Source organism: Streptomyces minutiscleroticus, assembly GCF_014650875.1.
GTDB classification, from domain to species: Bacteria; Actinomycetota; Actinomycetes; order Streptomycetales; family Streptomycetaceae; genus Streptomyces; species Streptomyces minutiscleroticus.
The window spans coordinates 78,911-99,419 of record NZ_BMVU01000034.1 but is presented as its reverse complement, the minus strand read 5'-3'; the positions used below and the strand labels follow the sequence as shown (position 1 = coordinate 99,419).

Below are 20,509 nucleotides of genomic sequence, written 5' to 3'. Positions count from 1 at the left end.
CACCGGCACCGGTCCCATGCGGGTCCGGTGCCGGTGACCGCGCCGGGGGCGGCTACCTGCCGTGGCGGCCGCCGCCCACCGCGCGGCGGCGGACCGAGGCGAACAGGGCCGCGGCGCCCAGCGCCAGGGCGGCCGCGCCGCCGACCGCGATGTACGAGGTGGAGGAGGAGCCGCCGGTCTCGGCGAGGTTCTCCGCGCCGCCGGCGGGCCCGGGCCGGTTGCCGGCGGCGGTCGCCGTGTCGTCCCCGGCCCCGTCCTTGTCCTCGGCGCCGGTGCCGTCGGCTGTGTCCGAGACCGGCTCCGCCGACGTGCTCGGGTCGTCGTCGCCGTGGCCGTGGTTCTCGACGGTCGAGTGCTCGGCGCCCTCCCCGATCTGCTCCTCGGTGGGCGCGGAGGCGACCGGTGCGGGCGTCGTCCCGCTCCCCGCGCCGCTGCCGCTCTCACCGCCGCCGCTCCCGCTGCTGCCGACGCCCGCGCCGCCGCCGCTCGCCCCGCCGAACGTCACGTCCGAGCAGGAGTAGAACGCCTCCGGGCTGTCCGAGCGCTGCCACACCGCGTACAGCACGTGCCGGCCCGAGCGCTGCGGCAGCGTGCCGGAGAACGTGTAGAAGCCGTCCGTCGCGGCCGGGTCGGTGGCCGTGGCGACCGGGGAGTCCAGGTCCAGGTCGTCCCAGCCGAGCGGCTGCGACGGGTCGTACCCGGCCTTGGTGAGGTAGACCTTGAAGGTGCCCTTGTGCGGGGCGGTCACCCGGTACTTGAAGGTGTGCTTCCCGCTGCCGACGGAGGTCGCGGGCCAGTCCGTGCGGGCCAGGTCCAGGCCCTTGAACGCGTCGTTGTTCGCGCTGCACAGCCGCCCGTCCGGGACCAGCTTCTCGTGCATGCCGTTCGCGTCGCCGATCCGGATGCCGTTCCAGTCGTAGAGGGCCTGGGTGCCGCCCGCCGCGACGGCCGCCCTGCACGCGGCCGAGTCGGGGCTCTCGGGGCCCTCGGCGTAGCACTGCGAGACGCGGCTGACCGGGTCGCCCATCGTGCCGTGCGCCGCGGCGGGCGAGGCGGCGAGCCCGGTCAGGGCGAGCGGGGCGGCACCGACGGCGGCGATCACGGCGGCCCTCCGGCCGCGGAACCCGCCGGACGCGGACGCGGCCGGGCGCTGGGCGAAGGTCATGGGGGCACTCCTCGAAACGGTCCTCGGTGCGTGGGGGCGAGCAGCAAGCTAGCCGCCCGGAACCGTGGAAAGGCCTGCTGAGGACCGGTGGAGGTGATCCTTATGGTTCGTTTAAGGGAGTGCTGAGGCTGCGCTGAGGAAGGCGGCGTTCCGCCGTGCGGCGAGGTGCGCCGTACGGCCGGGCGTGCCGTACGCCGGGGCGGAACGAAGGCACCGAAGCGGTGCCGGCCACCGGCGTACGGAGCCGGTGGCCGGAACGGCACGCGGGGGCGGTGCGGCGACCGGGGCCGGTGGCCGGACGGCGTGCGGGCCCGTGGCCGGGCCGGGGCGGACCGGCGCCGGGAACGGGACGGAGCGGGCCGATGCCGGGGCGGACGGAGTCCGCGGTAGGGGCGAAGTCCGCACAGGAACGGAGTCCGCGTGAGGACGGAGTCCGTAGGGGACGGACGGGGACTGCGGGGACGGGCAGGGGCTACGGAGGGCGTGTCCGGTGGCCGGGCCGGGCCCGGCCCGGTCAACCGTCCGGCCACCACGTGCGTGCGATGTCCTTGCGGACTTCCTGGCGTTCGGTGACGTGCCGGTCGGTCTCCTCCCGCACACGGCGCGGGTCCGACCTCTTGAGGGGCTTCTGCACGGTCGTACGGCGCATGACTGCCTCCTAGTGCCCACCGGGTTCCGCGTTCTCGTGGAGGTAGGCCTTTCCCGGGAGCCTGACCCATAGCCGGGCTCCTGTCAGTGGCGATCGTCACGCTTACGTCCTGGCCGCGAGTGGTAGGGGTCACGCGCGCCGGGCCCGGGGCAGCGCCCGCGAAGGGCCTGTTGTCGGTGCCGGATGCCAGGGTGGACGCATGACGAGTCATCACGGCGACGGCGCCCCTGCACCCGGCGCGGACGTCGACTGGGACGCCGAGTCCGCCTCCTTCGACGACGAGCCCGACCACGGTCTGCGCGACCCCGCCGTGCGCGCGGCCTGGGCGGACCGGCTGCGGCGCTGGCTGCCCGCCACCCGCTGCGAGGTGCTCGACCTCGGGTGCGGCACGGGCAGCCTCGCACTCCTCGCGTCCGAGCAGGGACACGGCGTCACCGGCGTCGACCGCTCGCGGTGCATGCTCGACCTGGCCCAGGCCAAGACGGCCGGCCGTGACACCGTGTTCCTGCCGGGTGACGCGGCGGCACCGCCGGTGGGCGACCGGCGCTTCGACGTGGTGCTCGTACGCCATGTGCTGTGGACGTTGCCGGAGCCCGCGCGGGTCCTGCGGCACTGGTGCGGGCTGCTGCGCCCCGGCGGGCGGCTGGTGCTGGTCGAGGGCGTGTGGGGGACCGAGGGGGAAGGGGTCGGCATCTCCGCCGACCGGCTGACCGGCCTGCTCGCGCCCCTGGCCCGGGACGTCCGCCTGGAGCGGCTGTCGGACGACCCGTCGCTGTGGGGACGCGAGGTCGGCGACGAGCGGTACGCGGTGGTGGCCCGGCCGTAGCGGCTCCCTCACGCACCGTCCCGCACGGCGCCGTACCGCCCGTACCGCATCGCACGGCCCCTCGCACGGCCCCTCGCAGGGCACCGTGCCGCACCGGGGCGCATGGCGCCGGGCGCCCCGCTCACGCGACCAGGGACGCGAGTCCGGGCCCCCGGGCCAGGCGCTCCAGCTCGTCCAGGGCCGCGCGGGCGGCGGACGCCGCCTCCGGGTCCGCGGCGGCCAGGCCGCTCGCCGCGAACTCGTCCTCGTCCAGGCGCACGACCGCCGTGCCGTCCGCCGAGCACCACAGGTCGAGGTCCAGGTCCTCGACGACCAGCCCGTCCGCGGAGACGGCCGCGGGGCGGGTGACGTCGCAGTACCAGCCCTTCGGCGTGCCCCGGCCGTCCCGGACCTCCTTGACCGCGTACCAGCGGTCGCGCCAGTAGTGCTCGGTGAACACGTCGCCCGGCTCGAAGCGCACGAAGCCGAAGTCGCGCACGCCCGCCCCGGCCCACGGCGCCCGCACGGTCACCCGTACGCCGTCGTCGCGCAGCCGCTCCGCCGGATAGCGGATCTTCGTACGGCCCGCCTTCACCAGCACCACCTCGACCGTTCCCGCCGGCCGCCGGGCCGGGTCAGCCGAGGTCGCGGACATACTGCACCTCCGTCGCGCGGATCTCGTAGCCGAGCCACTTGTTGATCGCGAGCATCGGGCCGTTGCCCGCGTCGTTGCCGGTGACCGCCTCCCGGTATCCGGCGGCGCGGGCCCGGTGCAGCGAGTCGGTCTTGGCGAGCTTCGCCAGGCCGCGCCCGCGGTACGCGCGGCCCGTGCCGGTCATCACCGTGCCGTACCGCTCGCCGTCGGTGCGGGCCGCGCTGAACGCGGCGGGCCGCCCGTCGACGACCGCCACCGTCGTCAGCCCGAGGTCGAGCAGCGGATGGCGCCAGGTCCCCGTCAGCCACGCCTCGTAGTCGGTGAACTCGTGGTCGATGTCGCCCGGCTCGTCCGCCATCGTCTCCGCGTCCAGCGCGAACAGGGGCCGCGGGTCGTCGGCGAAGTCCGCGGCCGTGCGCAGTTCGACGTCCGGCGGCAGCTCCGGGCGCGGGGGCAGGCCGGCGGTCGCGAGGTCGAGGCCGAGGAAGTGGGCCGAGCGGCCCGGGCGGTAGCCGCGGGCCCGGGCGAAGGCGCGGTTCTCCGGGGCGTCGAGCACCCAGGCGTACAGCCGGGTCGCGCCCAGGCCGGCCAGGCGCTCCTCGGCGGTGCGCGCCAGCAGCGAACCGGCGCCGCGGCCCGTGCGCCCGGGGTGCACGTACACGTTGACGTAGCCCTGGCCCGGCAGCGGGCTGTCGTGCACCAGGCCCACCTGGGCCGTGCCGATCAGCTCGCCGTCCTCCTCCGCGACCAGCGGCCGGTGGTGGGCGCCGGGGTGGGCGTGCGCCACGTCGTACGCGACGGAGCCGGCGGTGTGCAACATGTACGGCAGGGCCAGCCGGCGGACCCGGGCGAACGCCTCGGCGTCCCCGGGCCGGAAGTCGCGCACGATCACGGTCATGGGGCCGCACGCTACGCGGGCGGTGCCCCCGTTTGCCTCTCAATTTTTCGCATGTGCGGGACAATCATGCCGTGACGTTGAAGATCGAATTCGATGTGGGCTCCGGGGTCGCGCCCTACGAACAGCTGCGCGCGCAGATCTCCGAGCAGGCCAGGGCCGGGGTGCTGCCGGTGGGGTACCGGATGCCGACCGTGCGGGGACTGGCCGTGTCGCTCGGTCTCGCGGCCAACACGGTCGCCAAGGCGTACCGGGCGCTGGAGTCGGACGGTGTGATCGAGACGCGGGGCCGCAACGGCACGTTCGTCGCCGCCGCCGGCGCGGCCGCCGACCGGGAGGCCGCGGCCGCGGCGCAGGCGTTCGCGGAGCGGGTGCGGCGCCTCGGTCTCACCGAGGACGCCGCCCTCGCGGCGGTGCGGGACGCGCTGCGCGCCGCGTACGGGGCGGCGGACTGACGCGGCGGCGGGCGACGGCCCCGCGTCCGCGTTCGCCGGTACGGCCCCGCGCCCGCTCCCGCCGGTACGGTCCCGCGCTCACTCCCTACCGGTACGGCCCCGCCTCCGCTACAGGTACAACCCCGCCTCCGCGTCCCCCCGCTGGCCCGGTACCGACGCCGGTGACGTCCCGCGGCGCAGCGCGTACAGCTCCGCCAGGGTCGCGCCCTCGCGGCCCACTCCCTCCTCCGTGCCCAGCCACGACACGGCCTCGGCGCGGGTGAGGGGGCCGACCTCGATGCGGGCCAGGCAGCGGCCGGGGCGGACGACGGCCGGGTGCAGGCGCTCCAGGTCCTCGTTCGTGGTGACGCCCACGAGCACGTTCCGGCCCTGGCCGAGCAGGCCGTCCGTGAGGTTCAGCAGCCGGGACAGGGCCTGGCCCGCCGTGTGCTTGGCCTCGCCGCGGATCAGCTCGTCGCAGTCCTCCAGCAGGAGCAGCCGCCAGCGGCCCTTGCCCGCGCCGTCGTCCTCGCCGATCGCGATGTCCATCAGATAGCCGACGTCGGAGAAGAGCCGCTCGGGGTCGAGGACGCAGTCCACCTGGCACCAGTCGCGCCAGGAGCGGGCCAGCGTGCGCAGCGCGGACGTCTTGCCCGTCCCGGGCGGGCCGTGCAGGAGCAGCAGCCGTCCCGCGATGTCCTCCGGCGTGGTCTTCATCAGCCGGTCCATCGCGTCGGCCACCGGCGCCGTGTAGTTGGGCCGCACCTCCTCCCACGTGCCCGCCGAGATCTGCCGGGTCGTCCGGTGCGGTCCGCGCCGCGGCGACACGTACCAGAAGCCCATCGTCACGTTCTCCGGCTGGGGTTCGGGCTCGTCCGCCGCGCCGTCCGTGGCCTGCTTCAGCACCCGCTCGGCCAGTTCGGCGGTGGTCGCCGTGACCGTGACGTCCGCCCCGCGGTTCCACCGCGAGACCAGCAGGGTCCAGCCGTCGCCCTCGGCGAGCGTCGCGCTGCGGTCGTCGTCGCGGGCGGAGCGCAGCACGCGGGCGCCCGGCGGCAGCAGCGTGGCCCCCGACCGCACCCGGTCGATGTTGGCCGCGTGCGCGTGCGGCTGCTCGCCCGTCGCGAAGCGGCCGAGGAACAGCGCGTCGACGACGTCGGACGGCGAGTCGCTGTCGTCGACGTTGAGCCGGATCGGCAGAGCGTCGTGTGGGTTCGCAGACATGCCGCCATGATCCGCCACTCGGCCCCGGCGTGCACCCGGTTTCCGCGCCGTACGCCCCGGGCACCGCCCCCGCGCCCCGGTGCCCGCCGGCGGCGCGCCCCCCGCCTCCCGGGGCGCGGCCGTACGCCGGCCCGGTGCCCGCAACGTGGGCGCACGGGGCCTGTCCCGGCGGCGACGGCCGCCGTTACTGTGGCCCTTGATGGGACGTCACGGGTGGTATTCGGGGGCGCGGCGTTGGCAGCTCACCGCGCTGGCGGGGGTCGTTCTGGCGGTACTGGCCCTGGTGCTGACGCTGGTGTACACGCTGCCCGGCGACGGCGGCGACACGTCCGGCACGACGCCCGACGGGGACAAGGTGCACGGCACGCCCTCCGACCCGGGGGACGCGCGGCCCGAGGTCGGCTGGGGCTTCACGCACACCCAGTTCAGCGTGGACGAGGGCAGCGGCGCGGCCGTGCGGCGCGTGGAGCGCGAGCTGGCGGAGCGGCCCCTGCCGCAGATCCAGCACATCATGGGCTGGGGCGCGGGCAATCCCGAGCCGGTGAAGGGGCGGTACGACTTCGACGACATGGACCGCCGGATCGACTTCGTCCGCGCGAGCGGCGGCACCCCGGTCGTCACGCTGTGCTGCGCGCCGGACTGGATGAAGGGCGGCGCGTCGGGCGTGGACCGCACCGACTGGAGCCAGGGGGCGCTGGAGACCGCCCCGGACCGCGCCCACTACCAGGACTTCGCCGACCTCGCCGCGACGGTCGCCAGGCGCTATCCCGACGTACGGCACTTCATCGTCTGGAACGAGTTCAAGGGCTTCTGGAACGACGACGAGGGCCGCTGGGACCACGAGGGCTACACCGAGCTGTACAACCGGGTCTACAGGGCGCTGAAGAAGGTGGACGAGGACATCATGGTCGGCGGGCCGTACCTCGTCATGGACAGCGTCGACCCGCGGCAGAAGGCCGACGCCTCGACCACCCTCAGGGGCCGCTGGGGCGCGGTGGACGAGCGCGTCCTCGACGCGTTCCGGTACTGGAACGAGCACAAGGCCGGTGCCGACTTCGTGGTGGTCGACGGGTCCAGCTACACCAAGGACGACGACCTGCTGCCGGACGAGTTCGCGGCCACCGACAAGTTCACCGCCGTCAGCCGCTGGGTGCGCGAGCGGTCCGGCGGCCTGCCGCTGTGGTGGGCGGAGTACTACGTGGAGCCGGCCGGCGCCGACGACGAACGCACCGGCTGGTCGGAGACCCGCCGGGTCGCCGTGCAGGCCGCCGGGCTGATCGCGATGGCCCGCGGCGGCACCACGTCCGCCTTCTACTGGAACCCGGGCAAGGAGACGGGCGGCGCCTGCGCGGGCTGCCTGTGGACGACGACCGACACCGCGGACGGCGGCCGGGCGCTGCCGATGTACGGCCTGCTGTCCCGCTTCGCCGCGGAGTTCCCGCCCGGCACCCGGTACGAGAAGGTGAAGGTCGCCGCCGACGACGTGCCGAACGTGCGGGTCCTCGCCGACGACGGGGCGGTCCTGGTGGTGAACACCCTGGACCGGCGGATCAGCGCCGAGGTCGACGGCCGCCGCTTCGACCTGGACGCGTACGGGGTGAAGTGGCTCGACCGCTGAGCCGCCCCGCCCCGTACGCCCCCGGCGGGTCCCCCCTCACGCCATCGTCAGGAACCGCTGCACCAGCGACGCCAGCAGCACGGCCAGCAGCGGCAGCGAGAACCAGAAGCCGCTCTGCAGCCGCCGCAGCAGGGCCGCGCTCGGCCGCGCCGCCACCCGCAGCACCTCCCGGACGGTGAGCAGCACGATCAGGGCGGCCGCCGCGAGGGCGCCCGCCACCGACCACGGCGTCCAGGTCACCTGCGGTCCGGGCGGCCCCGGGTCCGCCTGCGGCACCTTCCCCGCCGGCCGCTCGCTCAGCGTGTAGAGGGTCACGTCGTCGTTGACGAAGGTCTTCCGCAGCTCGGGACGGTCGTCGAGGTGGCGCACGAGCCGCGTCTCCCAGGTCGCCGAGTAGCCCGCGTCCAGCCGGAGGTAGACCACCTGGCTGCGGTTGACCATGAGGTAGGAGTTCGGACCCGCCTGCCGCAACGCCTTGACCAGACCCGACACCAGCACCGGGTCGCTCGGCGCGAGCGTCGGCACGTACTGCACCCGCTCCATGTCCCGCGCGCCCCACGGCAGCGACGGCGTGACGTCGTCGACCGGGTCGTCGCTCAGCCACAGCAGCCGCACGGTCGGGTCGTCGTGCGCGTAGACGTACTCCATGGCCGCGACCTCGCCGGGCCTGACCCGCTCGAACGGCTCGTTGCCCCAGCGGGCCACCAGGAAGCCGCCGACCAGCACCAGGCCCGCCAGCAGCGCGGCGAGCGGCGCGAGGCTCACCCGGTCCCGCTCGCGCTCCTCGGCGGTGGCGCCGGTGCGCGGGAAGAGCGCGAGCCCGGCCAGCAGCGCGGCGCCCGGCAGCGCGAACATGAACACGCGCAACGCCATCTCGCCGCCGTACGACTGCATGCCGAAGCCCATGAACGGCACGAAGGCGAGGACGAGCAGCGAGCGCTCGCGGTACTTGTGGTCCCACCGCCGCCACCAGCCGAGGCAGGCGAGCGCCAGCACCGTGCCGGCCAGCGCCACCCGTGTGTACAGCACCAGCTTGTGCGCGGAGCTGCCGTCCTGGATGCGGCCCGACACCGACGACGACACGTTGCCGCCGACGCCCCCGATCCCGCCGAACAGTTCGTCGAAGTGGCCCGACCAGTAGGGCTCGGCCATGAAGCCCAGCCACACGGCGACGACCACCGCGCACAGCACGGGCAGGCCGCGCAGCTCGCAGCGGCCGGTCACCACCAGCGCGGTGACCACGCCCAGCATCACGAACGGCGTGAGCTGGTGCGCCGGGACGACCGCCAGGAACAGGCCGACCAGCACCAGCAGCAGGACCGCGCGCTGCCACCGGTCGGTGGGCTCCACCTCCGCCTCGCCCGGCCGCCGCCCGGCCCACAGCACGCGCGGCGCCCGGAACCACACCAGCAGGATCGCCACGAAGACGAGGTAGAGCAGGTACGTGAAGCCCTGCGGGGAGAAGTAGTCCTGGCCGACCCAGCCGCCGAGCACGAAGATCCACACACCGGTCCAGCGGGCCCGCCAGCCCGCCCGCATCGAGCGCGCGAGCAGGAACATCGGCGGCAGGAACAGCAGTTGCAGGGCCGTCGGCCACCAGCGGACGACCTCGGTGAGGTCGCTCAGCCCGCAGGCCCGGGCGGCGAACGCGGCGGCGGCGAAGAAGCCCGGCCAGCTCCAGCGGGCGTCCAGGTCGGGCACGGCCGTGCCGGTCCGGCCGATGTGGTCGAGGAACCCCAGGTGCTGCCAGGCCGTCGCGAACCGCGGCTCCGTCTCGACCACCGCGGGCAGCGCGTGCAGCGAGACGACGGTGGCGAGCAGCGCCGCCAGGAGCAGGGCCCGGTGCTCGCGGCGCAGCCACAGCAGCGAGGCGAACACCGTGACCAGCAGCGCGGCCCCGGCGAGCGTCGGCGGCGGCAGCACGGAGACGAGGCCGAGGCCGCTCATCCGGTCGAGGTCGGCCTCGCCGAGCCCGAGGACGGGCACCCAGTACAGCACCAGCGCGGCCGTCAGCAGGCAGCCGAGGACGAGCCCGGCCCGCGTCGGCCGCGGCCGCCCGCGCGGGGACGGCGGCGGCTGGGACCCCGCGGGGACCCGGCGCGCGCGTCCCGGCGAACCCTCCGCGTCCGTGCCCGTCGTCCCGTCCGCCCCGCCCGCGGGCCGCGCGGCGGTGCCCGGCCCGGTCCCGGTCCCGGGAGCCGGCCGGGTGCCCCCGGCCCCTGCGGACAGCGCCTCGTCGGCGTCGAACGGGGCGTCGACCTCCCACAGCCGTGCCGCCTCCGCCGGTCCGAGCGAGGCCTCCGAGCCCGGCTCGCGCTCCTCGACCGGCAGGCCCAGCGGCTCCAGCGGGCCGGAGCGCGCCTCGCCCCGGTCGGGCGGCGCGCCCCGCGCCCAGGTCGGCCGGTGCTCCGGGCGGTGCGCCGCCGGGGTGCCCGTGGGCGGGGTGCCCGGCCCCGGCCGCACGTCCGGCCGGAACTCCGGGTGCTCGAAGTCGACGCGCACGCCCAGGGCCACGGTGTCGGTGTCCGGCGCCCGGGCGGGCCCCTGCCGTCCGCCGCGGGTCCCGGCCGGCCCGGGCTCCGGCGCGGACGCGGACGCCGGCGCCGTGCGGGGGAGGTCCGCCAGGTCGCCGTCGGGCGCCGCGTCCTCGGGCACCGGCCCGGACGGCGCGGCGCGCAGGACCCGGCGGAGCCGGGGCGCGGCGACCGCCACGATCACCGCGAGGCTGGCGACCTCCGCGATGCCCGCCCCCGTCAGGCCCGTCCTCGGCAGCAGGAGCAGGGTCAGCCCGAGCACCAGCGCGCACAGCAGGCCCTGCAGCCAGGCGAGTCCGGCGGTGCGGCTCTGCGCGCGCAGCACCGCGAAGTACGTCTCCATGACGACCCGCAGCACCGCGCCGACCGCGAGCCAGCGCAGCAGCGGCGTGGCCGCCTCCGCGTACCCCTCGCCGAAGACGCGCAGGATCAGCGGCGCCCCCGCGAAGAGCACCGCGGACACCGGCAGCATGATGCGTGCCATCCGGCGCAGCGCGGCCCGGGTGTTGGCGGCCAGCCGCGCCGGGTCGTGCGAGCCCTCGACGGTGAGCGAGGCGCCCATGTTGACGGCCAGCAGGTTGACCGTGCCGCCGATCGTGGTGGTGATGTAGAAGTACGCGTTGTCGGCGGAGCCGACCTGCGAGGCGACGATCACCGGCACCAGGTAGACCACGGCGAGCGAGAACAGCGAGCCCGTGTAGTCGCCCGCGAGGAAGCGCCCCATCTCCCGCGTGCTCGGCGGGTCGGCGTGGTCCGCGGTGGCCGCGACGTGCCGGGGGACCAGGCGCCGGAACACCAGCCAGCCCAGCGGCAGCACGGAGACCCCTATGGCCGCGACCCACGACACGAAGACGCCGCTCGTCGGGATCGCCGCGGCGAACGCCACCAGCAGCGCCAGCTTCACCGCCGAGAACACCGTGTTGCCGACCGGCACCCACAGCGCGCTGCGCAGCCCGGTCAGCACCCCGTCCTGCAGCGTCAGCAGCGACCAGGCGACCACGGCGAGGATGAAGCCGAGGCCGTTGACCGGCCCGTGCAGGAACCGGTACGACGGCCCCCACACGTTCAGGGTCAGCAGGAAGACCACCGCGGCGGACGCGACGACCACCGAACTGCCCAGGTACGTACGGAGGACGAGGCGCCCGGTGGAGCGGCCCGCGACCGGGATGAAGCGGGCCAGGGCGCCGGTGAGCGTCACCGCGGTGAGGCCCGCCAGGAGCTTCATCGCGGCGATCGCGGCGGAGCCCTGGCCGACCGCCGACTCGCTGTAGTAGCGGGCCGCGGCCAGCCAGAACCCGAGCCCCAGCACGGCCGATATCCCGGTGTTGAGCATCAGCGCGTAGGCGTTGCGGAACAGCTGGCTGCCGCCGCCCCTTCCGGGCAGGCGCAGCCGGCGGCCGGGCGGCCTCCCGGGCGCCTCGGTCGGGGACGTGTCGGCCTGGGCTGTGGTCGTGTCAGACACGGGTACGGACGGCCTTCCGGCGAAGCTGGCGTGCTCTGCGGACCACGGCGTACCCCTTGGTCAGGGCGCGGTCCCCGGCGAAGGTGCGGGCGAGCGCGCGGCCCTCGGCCAGCCGCGCGAACTCCTCGGCACCGGTCGTGCGGCGCACGGTGACCCGGCGCAGCGCGTACGGCCCCTGGCGGCGGCGGGCCAGGCCGTTGCCGACGGCGAGCGCCTGGCCGTAGCCCGCCGCCCGCACCGCCCGGCGCACCCGGCGGCTGGAGTAGCCGTAGGGGTACGCGAACGACACGGGCCGTGACCCCAGTTCGCCGGCGACGATCTCCGTGCAGAGCGCCAGCTCGTGCCGGAGCGCGTCGTCGGTGAGCCGGTCCAGCTCCGGGTGCGTGTGGCTGTGGCCGCCGATCTCGACGCCCGCGGCGGCCAGCTCGCGCACCTGGTCCCAGTCCAGCATGGTGTCCAGGCCGCCCCCGGTGTCGTGCGGGCCGCGCAGCCAGCCGGTGGAGACGAACAGGGTGGCCGCGAAGCCGTGCTCGGCGAGCACGGGCAGCGCGTACCGGTGCACGCCCTCGTAGCCGTCGTCGAAGGTGATCAGGACCGGGCGCGGCGGCAGCGGGAGCCCGTCGCGCCAGTGCCCGGCGAGCCGGGCCGTGGTCACCGGCGTGAAGCCGCGGTCGCCGAGCAGGGCCATCTGCTCGGCGAACGCCTCCGGGGCCACGGACAGCGCGCGGGTCGCGTCGTTGGGCGCGGGCGCGACCGAGTGGTACATGAGGACCGGCACGGCCGCGTCGCTCATGCCGCCGCCTCCTTGTCGTCGTCGTCCCCGGCGTCCTCGCGGACCGCCCCGATCACCGGCACGCGGAACGCGGCGCCGCTCCGGCGGGCCCGGACGGCGCCGACCGCGTAGCCGCCGGCCGCCGCGAGCACCCCGGCGACGATCGCGCCCGCGCGGCCCGCGCCGCCGGGCCGCGCCAGCAGCGCGTCCCGCAGTCCGCGGGCCACCCCGGCGGGCAGCACCCGGGTCGCGTACCGCCGCTCCGAGGAGAGCCCCGCCGCGGCGCCGACACTGCGGGCCACCAGCGCCTTCGACAGCCCCTCGGCGTACGCGCGGGTGCGGAAGTACCCGAAGCGCTCGCGCGCCCCCGGCACCCGGTGGTGGATCACCGCGCGGTCGTCGATCAGCAGCACCGCGTCCGGTCTGGCCCGGGTCAGCCGGATGCACAGCTCGGTCTCCTCGCCGCCCAGCGGCCGCCTGCCGCCGTCGCGCCCGATGCCGGTGGCGAACCCGCCGGCGGCGTCGAAGGCGGACCGGCGGAAGGAGGCGTTGCCGCCCAGCACGTTGCGCACCCGGACCCGGCCGGGCGGCAGCCCCCGGTAGGTGCAGCCCACCACCCAGTCGAACTCCTCGGGGAACCAGGCCGGGCGGCGGCCCGAGGCCCACACGGGCTCGGTCCGGCCGCCCACCGCCATCACCCGCGGGTCCTCGTACGCCTCGCGGAAGCGCAGCAGCCAGTCCCGCTCGGCCACCGCGTCGTCGTCGAGGAACGCGACGACCTCCCCGCGCGCGGCCGCGATCCCGGTGTTGCGGCCCGCGGACAGGCCGCGGGGGCCCGCGTTGGCGAGCACCCGCACCCCCTCCGCCCCCGCGTACTCCCGGGCGAGCCGGTCGAGGAGGGCCTCGTTGTGGTCGACGACCAGCAGGGTCTCCAGGGCCGGCCGGGACTGCGCCCGCACCGAGGCGACCGCCGCGAGGATGTCCTCCCAGCGCTCCTCGGTGTAGACGCAGACGACGACCGAGACGTCCGCGGCGTCCGCGCGTGCGCTCAAGACACCTCTCCCCGCCCGACGCCGAGCGCGACGGTGCGCGGCCGGGCGCGGCGCAGGACGCGCCGGTTGGACCGCTCCTTGAGGATCACCTTCAGCACCCGCAGGCCGTCCCGCACGGCCCGCAGGTTGCTCGTCCCGTGGATGCGCAAGTACTCGTGGCTGGGGATCTCCTGCACCCGCAGCCCGGCCTTGACCACCCGGATGTTCATCAGGGTCTCCACCTCGAAGCCGGTGCAGTCGAGGTCGATGCGGTCCAGGCAGTGCCGCCAGAAGGCGTTGTAGCCGTAGCACAGGTCGGTGTAGCGGGCGCCGAACTTGCGGTTCACGACGGCGCACAGGGCCCGGTTGCCGAGCCTGCGCACCAGCGTCATGTCGTCGGTGCCGCCGCCGTTGGCGAAGCGCGAGCCCTTGGCGAAGTCCGCGCCGGAGACCAGCGCGGACACGTAGCTGACGATCTCGTGGCCGTCGGCGGAGCCGTCCGCGTCGACCATCACGATGATGTCGCCGGTGCACGCCTCGAAGCCGCTGATCAGGGCGTCCCCCTTGCCCTTGCCGCGCTGCTCCACGACCTTCACGTCCGGCCGCAGCTCCCGGGCCACCTCCACGGTGCCGTCCGTGGAGTTGCCGTCCACGAGCACCACCTCGTGGATCCACCCGGGCAGGGTCTTGAAGACGTACGGAAGGTTCTCCGCCTCGTTCATGGCCGGGATCACGACGCTCACGGGCGGCGCGATCGCCAGATGCGAGGTGACGGGCCGGTACTTCCCGGCCTCCGTCGGCGGATCCGGCCGTGAAACGGCCGGGCGCAGGACTGAGTTCATGAGTCTGGTCCCTCTCGTCCGGTGGACCGCCCGCCCCTGGGCGGTCCGGCTGTGTGTCCGGTTCGAAAGGGGGGTTCTCACTGACGGCATGCCGACATGACTCTCCCCGCATGCCGCGTGAGCTGGCAAAGCTGGCCGACCGGCGAAGTCGGTCGCGCGGCACGGCTCGGCACTGGTCTGGTCACCGAGCACGGCACCCCCCTACCGCGCCCCGCGCCGGGATCACCGGGGTTCTCGAGCCCTCCCCCAGAACCACTCGGTGATGGACCGATGCGGGTGGATGTACGACGGTATTGATGATTGAGACGCTATGGCAAGACCTGAACCGAGGTCTCACCGTTTTTGTTGTTGTGTCCGTTACCTACATTCCCGAGCGGATTTTTCCCATCCGTTTGAGCAGGCGGTCGGCCGGTTCGAACAACTCCGGCCGCGCCAGCACCGTGTTGCGCAGCGCCCGGACGGGAGCCCGGCGCGCGCGATGGCCGAGCGCCACGGGATGGCGGCGCGTGACCCACCCCTCGGACACGGTCAGGTCCCGCGTCTTCAGGGAGTCCTTGTAGTCCTTGCGTCCCCGCCCCAGGTCCAGGTGGGCGATGCCGTCGGCGGCGGCCGCCTCGGCCATGCGCAGATGCAGGATCAGACCGGGGGAGTACTTCGCGTACGCCGGGTCGTAGGCGGGGAACCAGCAGGCCAGGACCCGTTCCGTGCGCAGTCCGAAGTGCGCGGCCACCGGCTGCCCGTCCGCGTACAGCACGGACAGCAGTCCGGCGAACCGGTCGGAGCGGGTGTGGAACAGCTGCTCCACCAGCCGGCTGATCCAGGGATGCGCGAAGCGGTCGCTGCGGCCGGTCCTGCGGTACTGGGCGGACTTCCACGCCATCAGCGCGCGCAGGACCTCGGGGTCGCGTTCGTCGTGGACGTAGCGCACGCCGTCGTGCTCCCGGCCGAGCTTGCGCTCCTTGGCGAGTGTGGTCCGGGTGAACTTCGGCGAGCGCTCCCGCAGCCGGCGCAGGTACTCCTCGTACCCCTGGTCGACGTCCATGACCGGGGAGGGGAAGGTGCCGGCGGCCCCCGCGGCGAACGGCGCCTGCCCCTCCACCAGGTGGTCGAACTCCCACACCGCGAGCCCGCAGGCGCGCAGCAGCTCCCGGGCGTCCCACTCGAAGCCGGGCCGGTGCACCAGGCCCTGGCAGTCGGAGAGCCCGAGGCCGACGGCCCGGCCGACGCCGGCGGCGGTTCTCTGGAACGGGAAGAACGCGGCCGGCTCGCCGTCCTCCCGCACCACCGCGATCCGCACCCCGCGCCGGCAGCGGCCCAGCGCCAGGGTGAACTCGGGGGACAGGAACGGGTTCGCCAGCTCGGGCGAGCCGTTGAGGTGGGCCTTGGCCTGGAGGGCCGTCCAGGCCGCGCGGTCGGCCGAGGTCAGCTCGCCGGGGCGGTACACGGTGATGTCCACGTCAGGAAACCCGTCTCTTCGCCGTGCGGCCGTGCCACCGCCGCACCAGGACCAGTAGGAGGGCGGCGGAGCTGAGCGCGGCCACCGCCACGACCCCGCCGCGGACCGACCACAGGTGCAGCATGAGCATGCCCTGCGCGACCAGCATGTTCAGTGCGGCGGCCGCCGCCAGGGACGTCACCGCCCGGCCGAGCGGTGCCAGGCCGCGCAGCGCCGCCGCACACGCGGACGCGGGCGCGGCGAGCAGGAAGAAGAGGGTGAACGGGCCGCGCAGCGGCGAGGAGGCGCCGGTCAGCGCGAGCGCCGCGCCGGTCCCCGCGACCGTCACCGCGGCGCCGGCGAGCAGAGGCGACAGGTCCCTCCCCGGACCCCGTCGCGGCGGCTCGCCGAGACCGGACGAAGCTGGTTTCACACCTAAGGTCTGCATAGGCGACTTTGCCCCCCGAAGCGCCGGATGCCGGGCTTCAATGTGGCGCAGCGGGCGGGGGAGCGTCAAGACGCGGAAGCGGTATGCCGCCATCCGGAAAAGGGGCCTCCGCTACGGCGGGACGAGTCCCCCGACTGTCAGAGGTTCTCTCTGTTCGTACCGCCCGCTCCTGGTCGAACGTCTCGTGAACGTCCGGTGTGACGCCGGGTGGGTCCACGAAATTTTTGGCATGGACACTTCCTGTCAACGCGCGTAACTGCTACGAAAGTCATGGCAGAGATCCTGCTAAAGGGAGGTTCCATGAGACGTTCCCGCATTACGGCATACGTGACCTCGATCCTCTGCGCCGCCGCGCTGGCCCTCACCGGGGCCGCGGCGGCGCAGGCGTCCCCGAACGCGGCGGCCACCGGCTACGTGGCCCTCGGGGACTCGTACTCCTCCGGCGTCGGCGCCGGCAGCTACATGACCGCGAGCGGCGACTGCAAGCGCAGCACCAAGGCGTACCCCTACCTCTGGGCGGCGGCCCACTCCCCCTCCAGCTTCTCCTTCACGGCCTGCTCGGGCGCCCGAACGGGTGATGTTCTGGCGAGTCAGATGAGCACCCTCGGCACCGGCACCGGCCTCGTCTCGATCAGCATCGGCGGCAACGACGCGGGCTTCGCCGACGTCATGACGACGTGTGTGCTCCAGTCCGAGAGCACCTGTGTCTCCCGGGTCAACACCGCGAAGGCCTACGTCGACTCCACGCTCCCCGGACAGCTCGACTCCGTCTACGACGCCATCCGGTCCAAGGCCCCGTCCGCCCACGTGGTCGTCCTGGGCTACCCGCGCTTCTACCAGCTCAACGGCGCCTGCATCGCCGGCCTGTCGGAGACCGAGCGCGCCGCCATCAACGGAGCCTCCGACCACCTGAACACCGCCATCGCCAAGCGCGCCGCCGACCACGGCTTCACCTTCGCCGACGTCCGGAGCGCCTTTACCGGCCATGAGATCTGCTCCGGCAGCTCCTGGCTGCACAGCGTCAACTGGACGAACATCGGGGAGTCGTACCACCCCACCGCGGCCGGCCAGTCCGGCGGCTACCTGCCCGCCTTCGCCGGCAAGGTCTGACCGCTCACTCCCCGGGCCCCGGGGACGCCGAGGAGGAGGTCCCGTCCGTCGGGGTCTCCTCCTCGCACGTCACCGAGAACGGCACGCGGTCCGAGGCCGTGCGCACCGGGCCGCGCACCTCCACGCCGATCTCGTCCGCCAGGGTCCCGCCCTCCTCGTACGCCGTCTCGACGTGCCGCACCTGCCGCGTACGCTCCGAGGCGAACGACAGCGTCCGCCAGTCCGCGTCGGAGGGCCCGCCGCCGCGCGTCACCCAGCGGTAGTCGACGTCCACCGGGGTCCGGTCCACGGTGAGGGTCGCCGTGAAGGCCGACGCCTGCGCGGGGGGCACCGGACAGCTCCCCGTGTACTCCGTGTGCGCGCCCTCGACCGTGACCTCCACGGACCGGGGCGCGGCCGTGCCGGTCCCGCCGCCGTGCGTGGGGGAGCCGTCCGCCGTCCCCGGGCCGCCGGTACCGCCGCCACCGCCACCGCCGCCGCCGGGCGAACCGCCGCCGTCCGTGCCGCCCGCGCCACCGCCGCCGTCCGAGCCCCCGCCGGAGCCGTCGCCTCCGCCCGTGGCGCCGCCGTCCGCGCCGCCCACGGCGCCGCCACCGCCGTCCGTGCTCGCGCCGCCGCCCCTGCCGCCACCGCCGTCGCCGCGGTCGACCAGCGCGTACGTCAGTCCCGCCAGGGCGAGGGCCAGGGCGGCCAGACCCGCGATCAGGACGACCACGGCGCGGCGGGGGTGGCCGGGACGGTCCGCGCCGTCCGCGGCCTCCGCTCCGTCCGGCGCCGCGGCGCCGGACGCGGGGACCGGACCGGCCGGACCCGACCGGTCCGGCTGCCGCTCCGGCGGGACCGCGCCCGCGCCGCCGGCCGCGGACGCCGACGGCCGGGGCGTGACGCCCGCGCCGATGACGCTCAGGTCCCGCTCCGCGTCCTCGGCCGACAGCCGGAGCGCGGGGTCCTTGCGCAGCAGCCCCTCGAGGACGGGGGCCAGCGGGCCCGCCCGGCGCGGCGGCGGCAGCTCCTCGTCGACCACCGCGCGCAGCGTGCTCAGCGGGGTGTCCTGGCGGAACGGCGAGACGCCCTCCACCGCCGCGTACAGCAGCACGCCCAGCGACCACAGGTCGGACCCGGGCCCCGGCGTGCGGCCGAGGGCCCGCTCCGGGGCGACGTACTCGGGCGAGCCGACGACCTCGCCGGTCAGGGTGAGCGCGGAGTCGCCCTCCACCGTCGCGATGCCGAAGTCGGTGAGGACGACCCGGCCGTCGTTCGCCATCAGCACGTTGCCGGGCTTGACGTCGCGGTGCAGGACGCCGGCGGCGTGCGCGGCGCGCAGCGCGGCCAGCACCTCGGCCCCGACGTGCGCCGCGCGGCGCGGCGGCAGCGGGCCCTCGGCCTCCAGCACGTCGGCGAGCGAGACGCCGCGCACCAGCTCCATCACGATCCACGGGCGGCCGTCCTCGGTCGCCACGTCGTACACCGTCACGACGTTGCGGTGCGCGACGCGGGCGGCGGCCCACGCCTCCCGCTCCAGGCGCGCGTACATCCGCTCGACGTCGGCGGCGGACAGCCCGGACGGCGCCCGCACCTCCTTGACCGCGACCTCGCGGTGCAGCAGCTCGTCGCGGGCGCGCCACACCGTGCCCATCCCGCCCTCGCCCAGCGGCGACAGCAGGCGGTAGCGCCCCGCGATCACCCGTTCCCTGCGCGGCTCCTCGGACACGGGCGCCCCCTCGGTCTCCGGGTGATTCTCCACAAAGTAGCTCACCCCAGTGCGGATGCCGCCCCCCTGAACACCAGTCCGGCGCCGAGCGCCACGACCGCCAGCGCCGAGCCGAGCGGGACCGTGCGCCGCACCACCGCGGCGGTGCGGCCGCCGGACCAGCGGGCCCCGCCCTCCAGCGCCCGCGCCAGCCGGCCGCCCGCCCGGACGACGGCGAACCCGGCGGCGGTGAGCGTGAGCGCGAGTCCGGCCCCGTACGCGAGGACCAGCAGCAGGCCGAACCACGCCCTGCCGAGTGCCGCCGCGCCCACGAGGACGACGACGGCCGAGGGACTGGGCACGAGCCCGCCGGCGAAACCGAGGAGGAGGGTGCCTTTGAGAGTGGGGCGGGGGGTGGGGGAGTGCCCGTGGCGCGGGTCGTGGTCGTGCGGACGGGGACGGCCGTGGCGCGGGTCGCGGTCGTGCGGGTGGGGGTGGCTGTGGCCGTGTTCGTGACTGTGCTCGTGCGCGGGGCCGTGTTCGTGCCCGTGGCGCGAGTCGTGGGGGTGACCGTGCTCGTGGGGGGCGGCGGTCCGGCGGCGCCAGGCCCCGCGGAGGAGGGCGGTCCCGGCCAGGGTGACCAGCAGGCCGCTCGCCACGCCGAGCCAGGCGATCACCGACGGGGCGGCGGCGGACCCGGCGGTGACGAGCACGCCGAGGGCGATCACGCCCAGGGTGTGGGTGACGGTCACCGACGCGGCGAGCGGCAGGACGTCCCGGAGCGAGGCCCGGCCGCGGGCGGCGGCCGTGGCGGCCATGACCGTCTTGCCGTGCCCCGGCGCGACGGCGTGCAGCGCGCCCAGCACCACGGCGACGACCAGCGCGAGCGCCGCGAACCCGGCGCTGAGGTCCTTCCTGGCCACCAGGCCGTCCAGCGCCCGGGTGAAGCGGTCGGCACCGCGCGGCAGGACGGCCGACGCGGGCGCGTCCGGACGGGACTCCGCCAGGGCGGGCCCGCCGGGTCGGGCGCGCAGCGCGGCGGACGCGGTGTCCGCGGGCGACGACAGCAACTCCTCCGGGTAGCGCGTCAGTTCGCGGGAGACCGAACGCTCGGGCACGTCCGACGAGGTGAGCGTCGTGCGGTCGCCGCGCGCGGTCGTCTCGCGCCAGCCGGGGCCGTCGTCGACGGCGGCGCGCCAGGACAGGGCGACGCTCCCGGCGGGCAGGGCGGCGGTCCAGCGGCACTCCACGCGCAGGGTGCCGAGTCCCGCCTGCCCGGGCCGCGTCCGCACCGCGCTGGTTCCCGTACGGAGCGGGACCCGGCGGTCCGCCACGGTCAGCCGGCTCCGGCGGGCCGCGTCCGCGCACCGCCCGCGGGCCCAGGCGGCCCGCCCCAGCCGGGCGATGCGGGGCCCGGCCTGCGCGGCCGGTATCTCGGCGAGGTCCTCGACGTGGTGGACGCTCAGCCGGCCGGGCGAGACGACCAGGCCGTCGTACCGGTTGACGGTGAAGTTGCCGAGCGGGTGCGCGGCGGCGGCGCCCGCGGGCAGCAGCAGGAACGCGCAGACGGCGAGGAGCACGGCCGCGCAGGCCGCGCCCCGGCGCCGCCACCGGGGCCCCGTCCCGCCGCCGCACGCGGAAACCGTGCCGACGGGGACGGCCGGGCCGCCGTACGCGGGGGCGGCCGTGTCGGCCGGCACGAGGACCGCACCGCCGCGTGCGAGCGCGGCCGGTCCGCCC

17 protein-coding genes are annotated in these 20,509 nt (G+C 75.6%); 4 read left to right on the top strand and 13 right to left on the bottom strand.

The window, feature by feature from the left end; translation table 11 throughout:
• Nucleotides 1-52: 52 nt before the first annotated feature.
• Complete coding sequence (locus IE271_RS27580; RefSeq protein WP_190193154.1) at nt 53-1,165, bottom strand: lytic polysaccharide monooxygenase auxiliary activity family 9 protein; 1,113 nt, start codon at nt 1,163-1,165, stop codon at nt 53-55.
• A 514-nt stretch (nt 1,166-1,679) separates the two neighbouring features.
• Nucleotides 1,680-1,814, bottom strand: a complete 135-nt coding sequence (locus IE271_RS43405) for a hypothetical protein (protein WP_268256223.1) — start codon at nt 1,812-1,814, stop codon at nt 1,680-1,682.
• 199 nt (nt 1,815-2,013) lie between these two features.
• Between IE271_RS43405 and IE271_RS27575 the strand changes: the two genes are divergently transcribed.
• Nucleotides 2,014-2,640, top strand: coding sequence for a class I SAM-dependent methyltransferase (locus tag IE271_RS27575; RefSeq protein ID WP_190193153.1), 627 nt, complete (start codon nt 2,014-2,016; stop codon nt 2,638-2,640).
• Nucleotides 2,641-2,761: 121 nt separating this feature from the next.
• Here IE271_RS27575 and IE271_RS27570 read toward each other — a convergent pair whose 3' ends face one another.
• Together IE271_RS27570 and IE271_RS27565 are read right to left on the bottom strand one after the other, a co-directional pair.
• Nucleotides 2,762-3,274: a ribonuclease FAU-1 family protein gene (locus tag IE271_RS27570; RefSeq protein WP_190193152.1), complete on the bottom strand. Its 513-nt coding sequence runs from the start codon at nt 3,272-3,274 to the stop codon at nt 2,762-2,764.
• A complete protein-coding gene (locus tag IE271_RS27565; RefSeq protein ID WP_190193151.1) occupies nt 3,255-4,172 on the bottom strand; it encodes a GNAT family N-acetyltransferase in 918 nt (305 codons plus the stop codon). The genes IE271_RS27570 and IE271_RS27565 overlap by 20 nt, the downstream gene beginning before the upstream one ends.
• Nucleotides 4,173-4,243: 71 nt before the next feature.
• Here IE271_RS27565 and IE271_RS27560 point away from each other — a divergent pair, with 71 nt between their 5' ends.
• Complete coding sequence (locus IE271_RS27560) at nt 4,244-4,624, top strand: GntR family transcriptional regulator (RefSeq protein ID WP_190193150.1); 381 nt, start codon at nt 4,244-4,246, stop codon at nt 4,622-4,624.
• 108 nt (nt 4,625-4,732) lie between these two features.
• Here IE271_RS27560 and IE271_RS27555 read toward each other — a convergent pair whose 3' ends face one another.
• A complete protein-coding gene (locus IE271_RS27555) occupies nt 4,733-5,827 on the bottom strand; it encodes a DUF5925 domain-containing protein (protein ID WP_190193149.1) in 1,095 nt (364 codons plus the stop codon).
• Between the two features lie 199 nt (nt 5,828-6,026).
• Here IE271_RS27555 and IE271_RS27550 point away from each other — a divergent pair, with 199 nt between their 5' ends.
• Nucleotides 6,027-7,445: a GH39 family glycosyl hydrolase gene (locus tag IE271_RS27550; protein ID WP_190193148.1), complete on the top strand. Its 1,419-nt coding sequence runs from the start codon at nt 6,027-6,029 to the stop codon at nt 7,443-7,445.
• Between the two features lie 36 nt (nt 7,446-7,481).
• Here the strand turns inward: IE271_RS27550 and IE271_RS27545 are convergent, their stop codons facing one another.
• The 6 genes from IE271_RS27545 to IE271_RS27520 all read right to left on the bottom strand — a co-directional run bounded on the left by IE271_RS27545 (nt 7,482) and on the right by IE271_RS27520 (nt 15,954).
• Nucleotides 7,482-11,441 (bottom strand): lipopolysaccharide biosynthesis protein, encoded by a 3,960-nt coding sequence (locus tag IE271_RS27545; protein ID WP_190193147.1) that lies wholly within the window; start codon nt 11,439-11,441, stop codon nt 7,482-7,484.
• Complete coding sequence (locus IE271_RS27540) at nt 11,434-12,234, bottom strand: polysaccharide deacetylase family protein (RefSeq protein ID WP_190193146.1); 801 nt, start codon at nt 12,232-12,234, stop codon at nt 11,434-11,436. Before IE271_RS27540 ends, IE271_RS27545 begins: the two co-directional genes overlap by 8 nt.
• Nucleotides 12,231-13,265, bottom strand: coding sequence for a glycosyltransferase family 2 protein (locus tag IE271_RS27535; protein WP_190193145.1), 1,035 nt, complete (start codon nt 13,263-13,265; stop codon nt 12,231-12,233). The genes IE271_RS27540 and IE271_RS27535 overlap by 4 nt, the downstream gene beginning before the upstream one ends.
• Nucleotides 13,262-14,086 carry a glycosyltransferase family 2 protein gene (locus tag IE271_RS27530; protein ID WP_190193144.1) on the bottom strand — a complete coding sequence of 275 codons (825 nt, stop codon included), beginning with the start codon at nt 14,084-14,086 and terminating at the stop codon, nt 13,262-13,264. Before IE271_RS27530 ends, IE271_RS27535 begins: the two co-directional genes overlap by 4 nt.
• 361 nt (nt 14,087-14,447) lie before the next feature.
• Nucleotides 14,448-15,542 carry a GNAT family N-acetyltransferase gene (locus tag IE271_RS27525; RefSeq protein WP_190193143.1) on the bottom strand — a complete coding sequence of 365 codons (1,095 nt, stop codon included), beginning with the start codon at nt 15,540-15,542 and terminating at the stop codon, nt 14,448-14,450.
• A 1-nt stretch (nt 15,543) separates the two neighbouring features.
• The gene (locus IE271_RS27520; RefSeq protein ID WP_373308847.1) at nt 15,544-15,954 is read right to left on the bottom strand and encodes a hypothetical protein; all 411 of its coding nucleotides are present in this window, start codon (nt 15,952-15,954) and stop codon (nt 15,544-15,546) included.
• A 315-nt stretch (nt 15,955-16,269) separates the two neighbouring features.
• On the opposite strand from IE271_RS27520, the gene IE271_RS27515 reads away from it, so the two are divergent.
• The gene (locus IE271_RS27515; RefSeq protein WP_190193141.1) at nt 16,270-17,079 is read left to right on the top strand and encodes an SGNH/GDSL hydrolase family protein; all 810 of its coding nucleotides are present in this window, start codon (nt 16,270-16,272) and stop codon (nt 17,077-17,079) included.
• A 4-nt stretch (nt 17,080-17,083) separates the two neighbouring features.
• Here IE271_RS27515 and IE271_RS27510 read toward each other — a convergent pair whose 3' ends face one another.
• Together IE271_RS27510 and IE271_RS27505 are read right to left on the bottom strand one after the other, a co-directional pair.
• The gene (locus IE271_RS27510; protein ID WP_190193140.1) at nt 17,084-18,790 is read right to left on the bottom strand and encodes a serine/threonine-protein kinase; all 1,707 of its coding nucleotides are present in this window, start codon (nt 18,788-18,790) and stop codon (nt 17,084-17,086) included.
• A 41-nt stretch (nt 18,791-18,831) separates the two neighbouring features.
• Entirely contained in the window at nt 18,832-20,349 is a 1,518-nt protein-coding gene (locus IE271_RS27505; protein ID WP_229919594.1) for a HoxN/HupN/NixA family nickel/cobalt transporter, read from the bottom strand.
• Between the last annotated feature and the right edge of the window lie 160 nt (nt 20,350-20,509).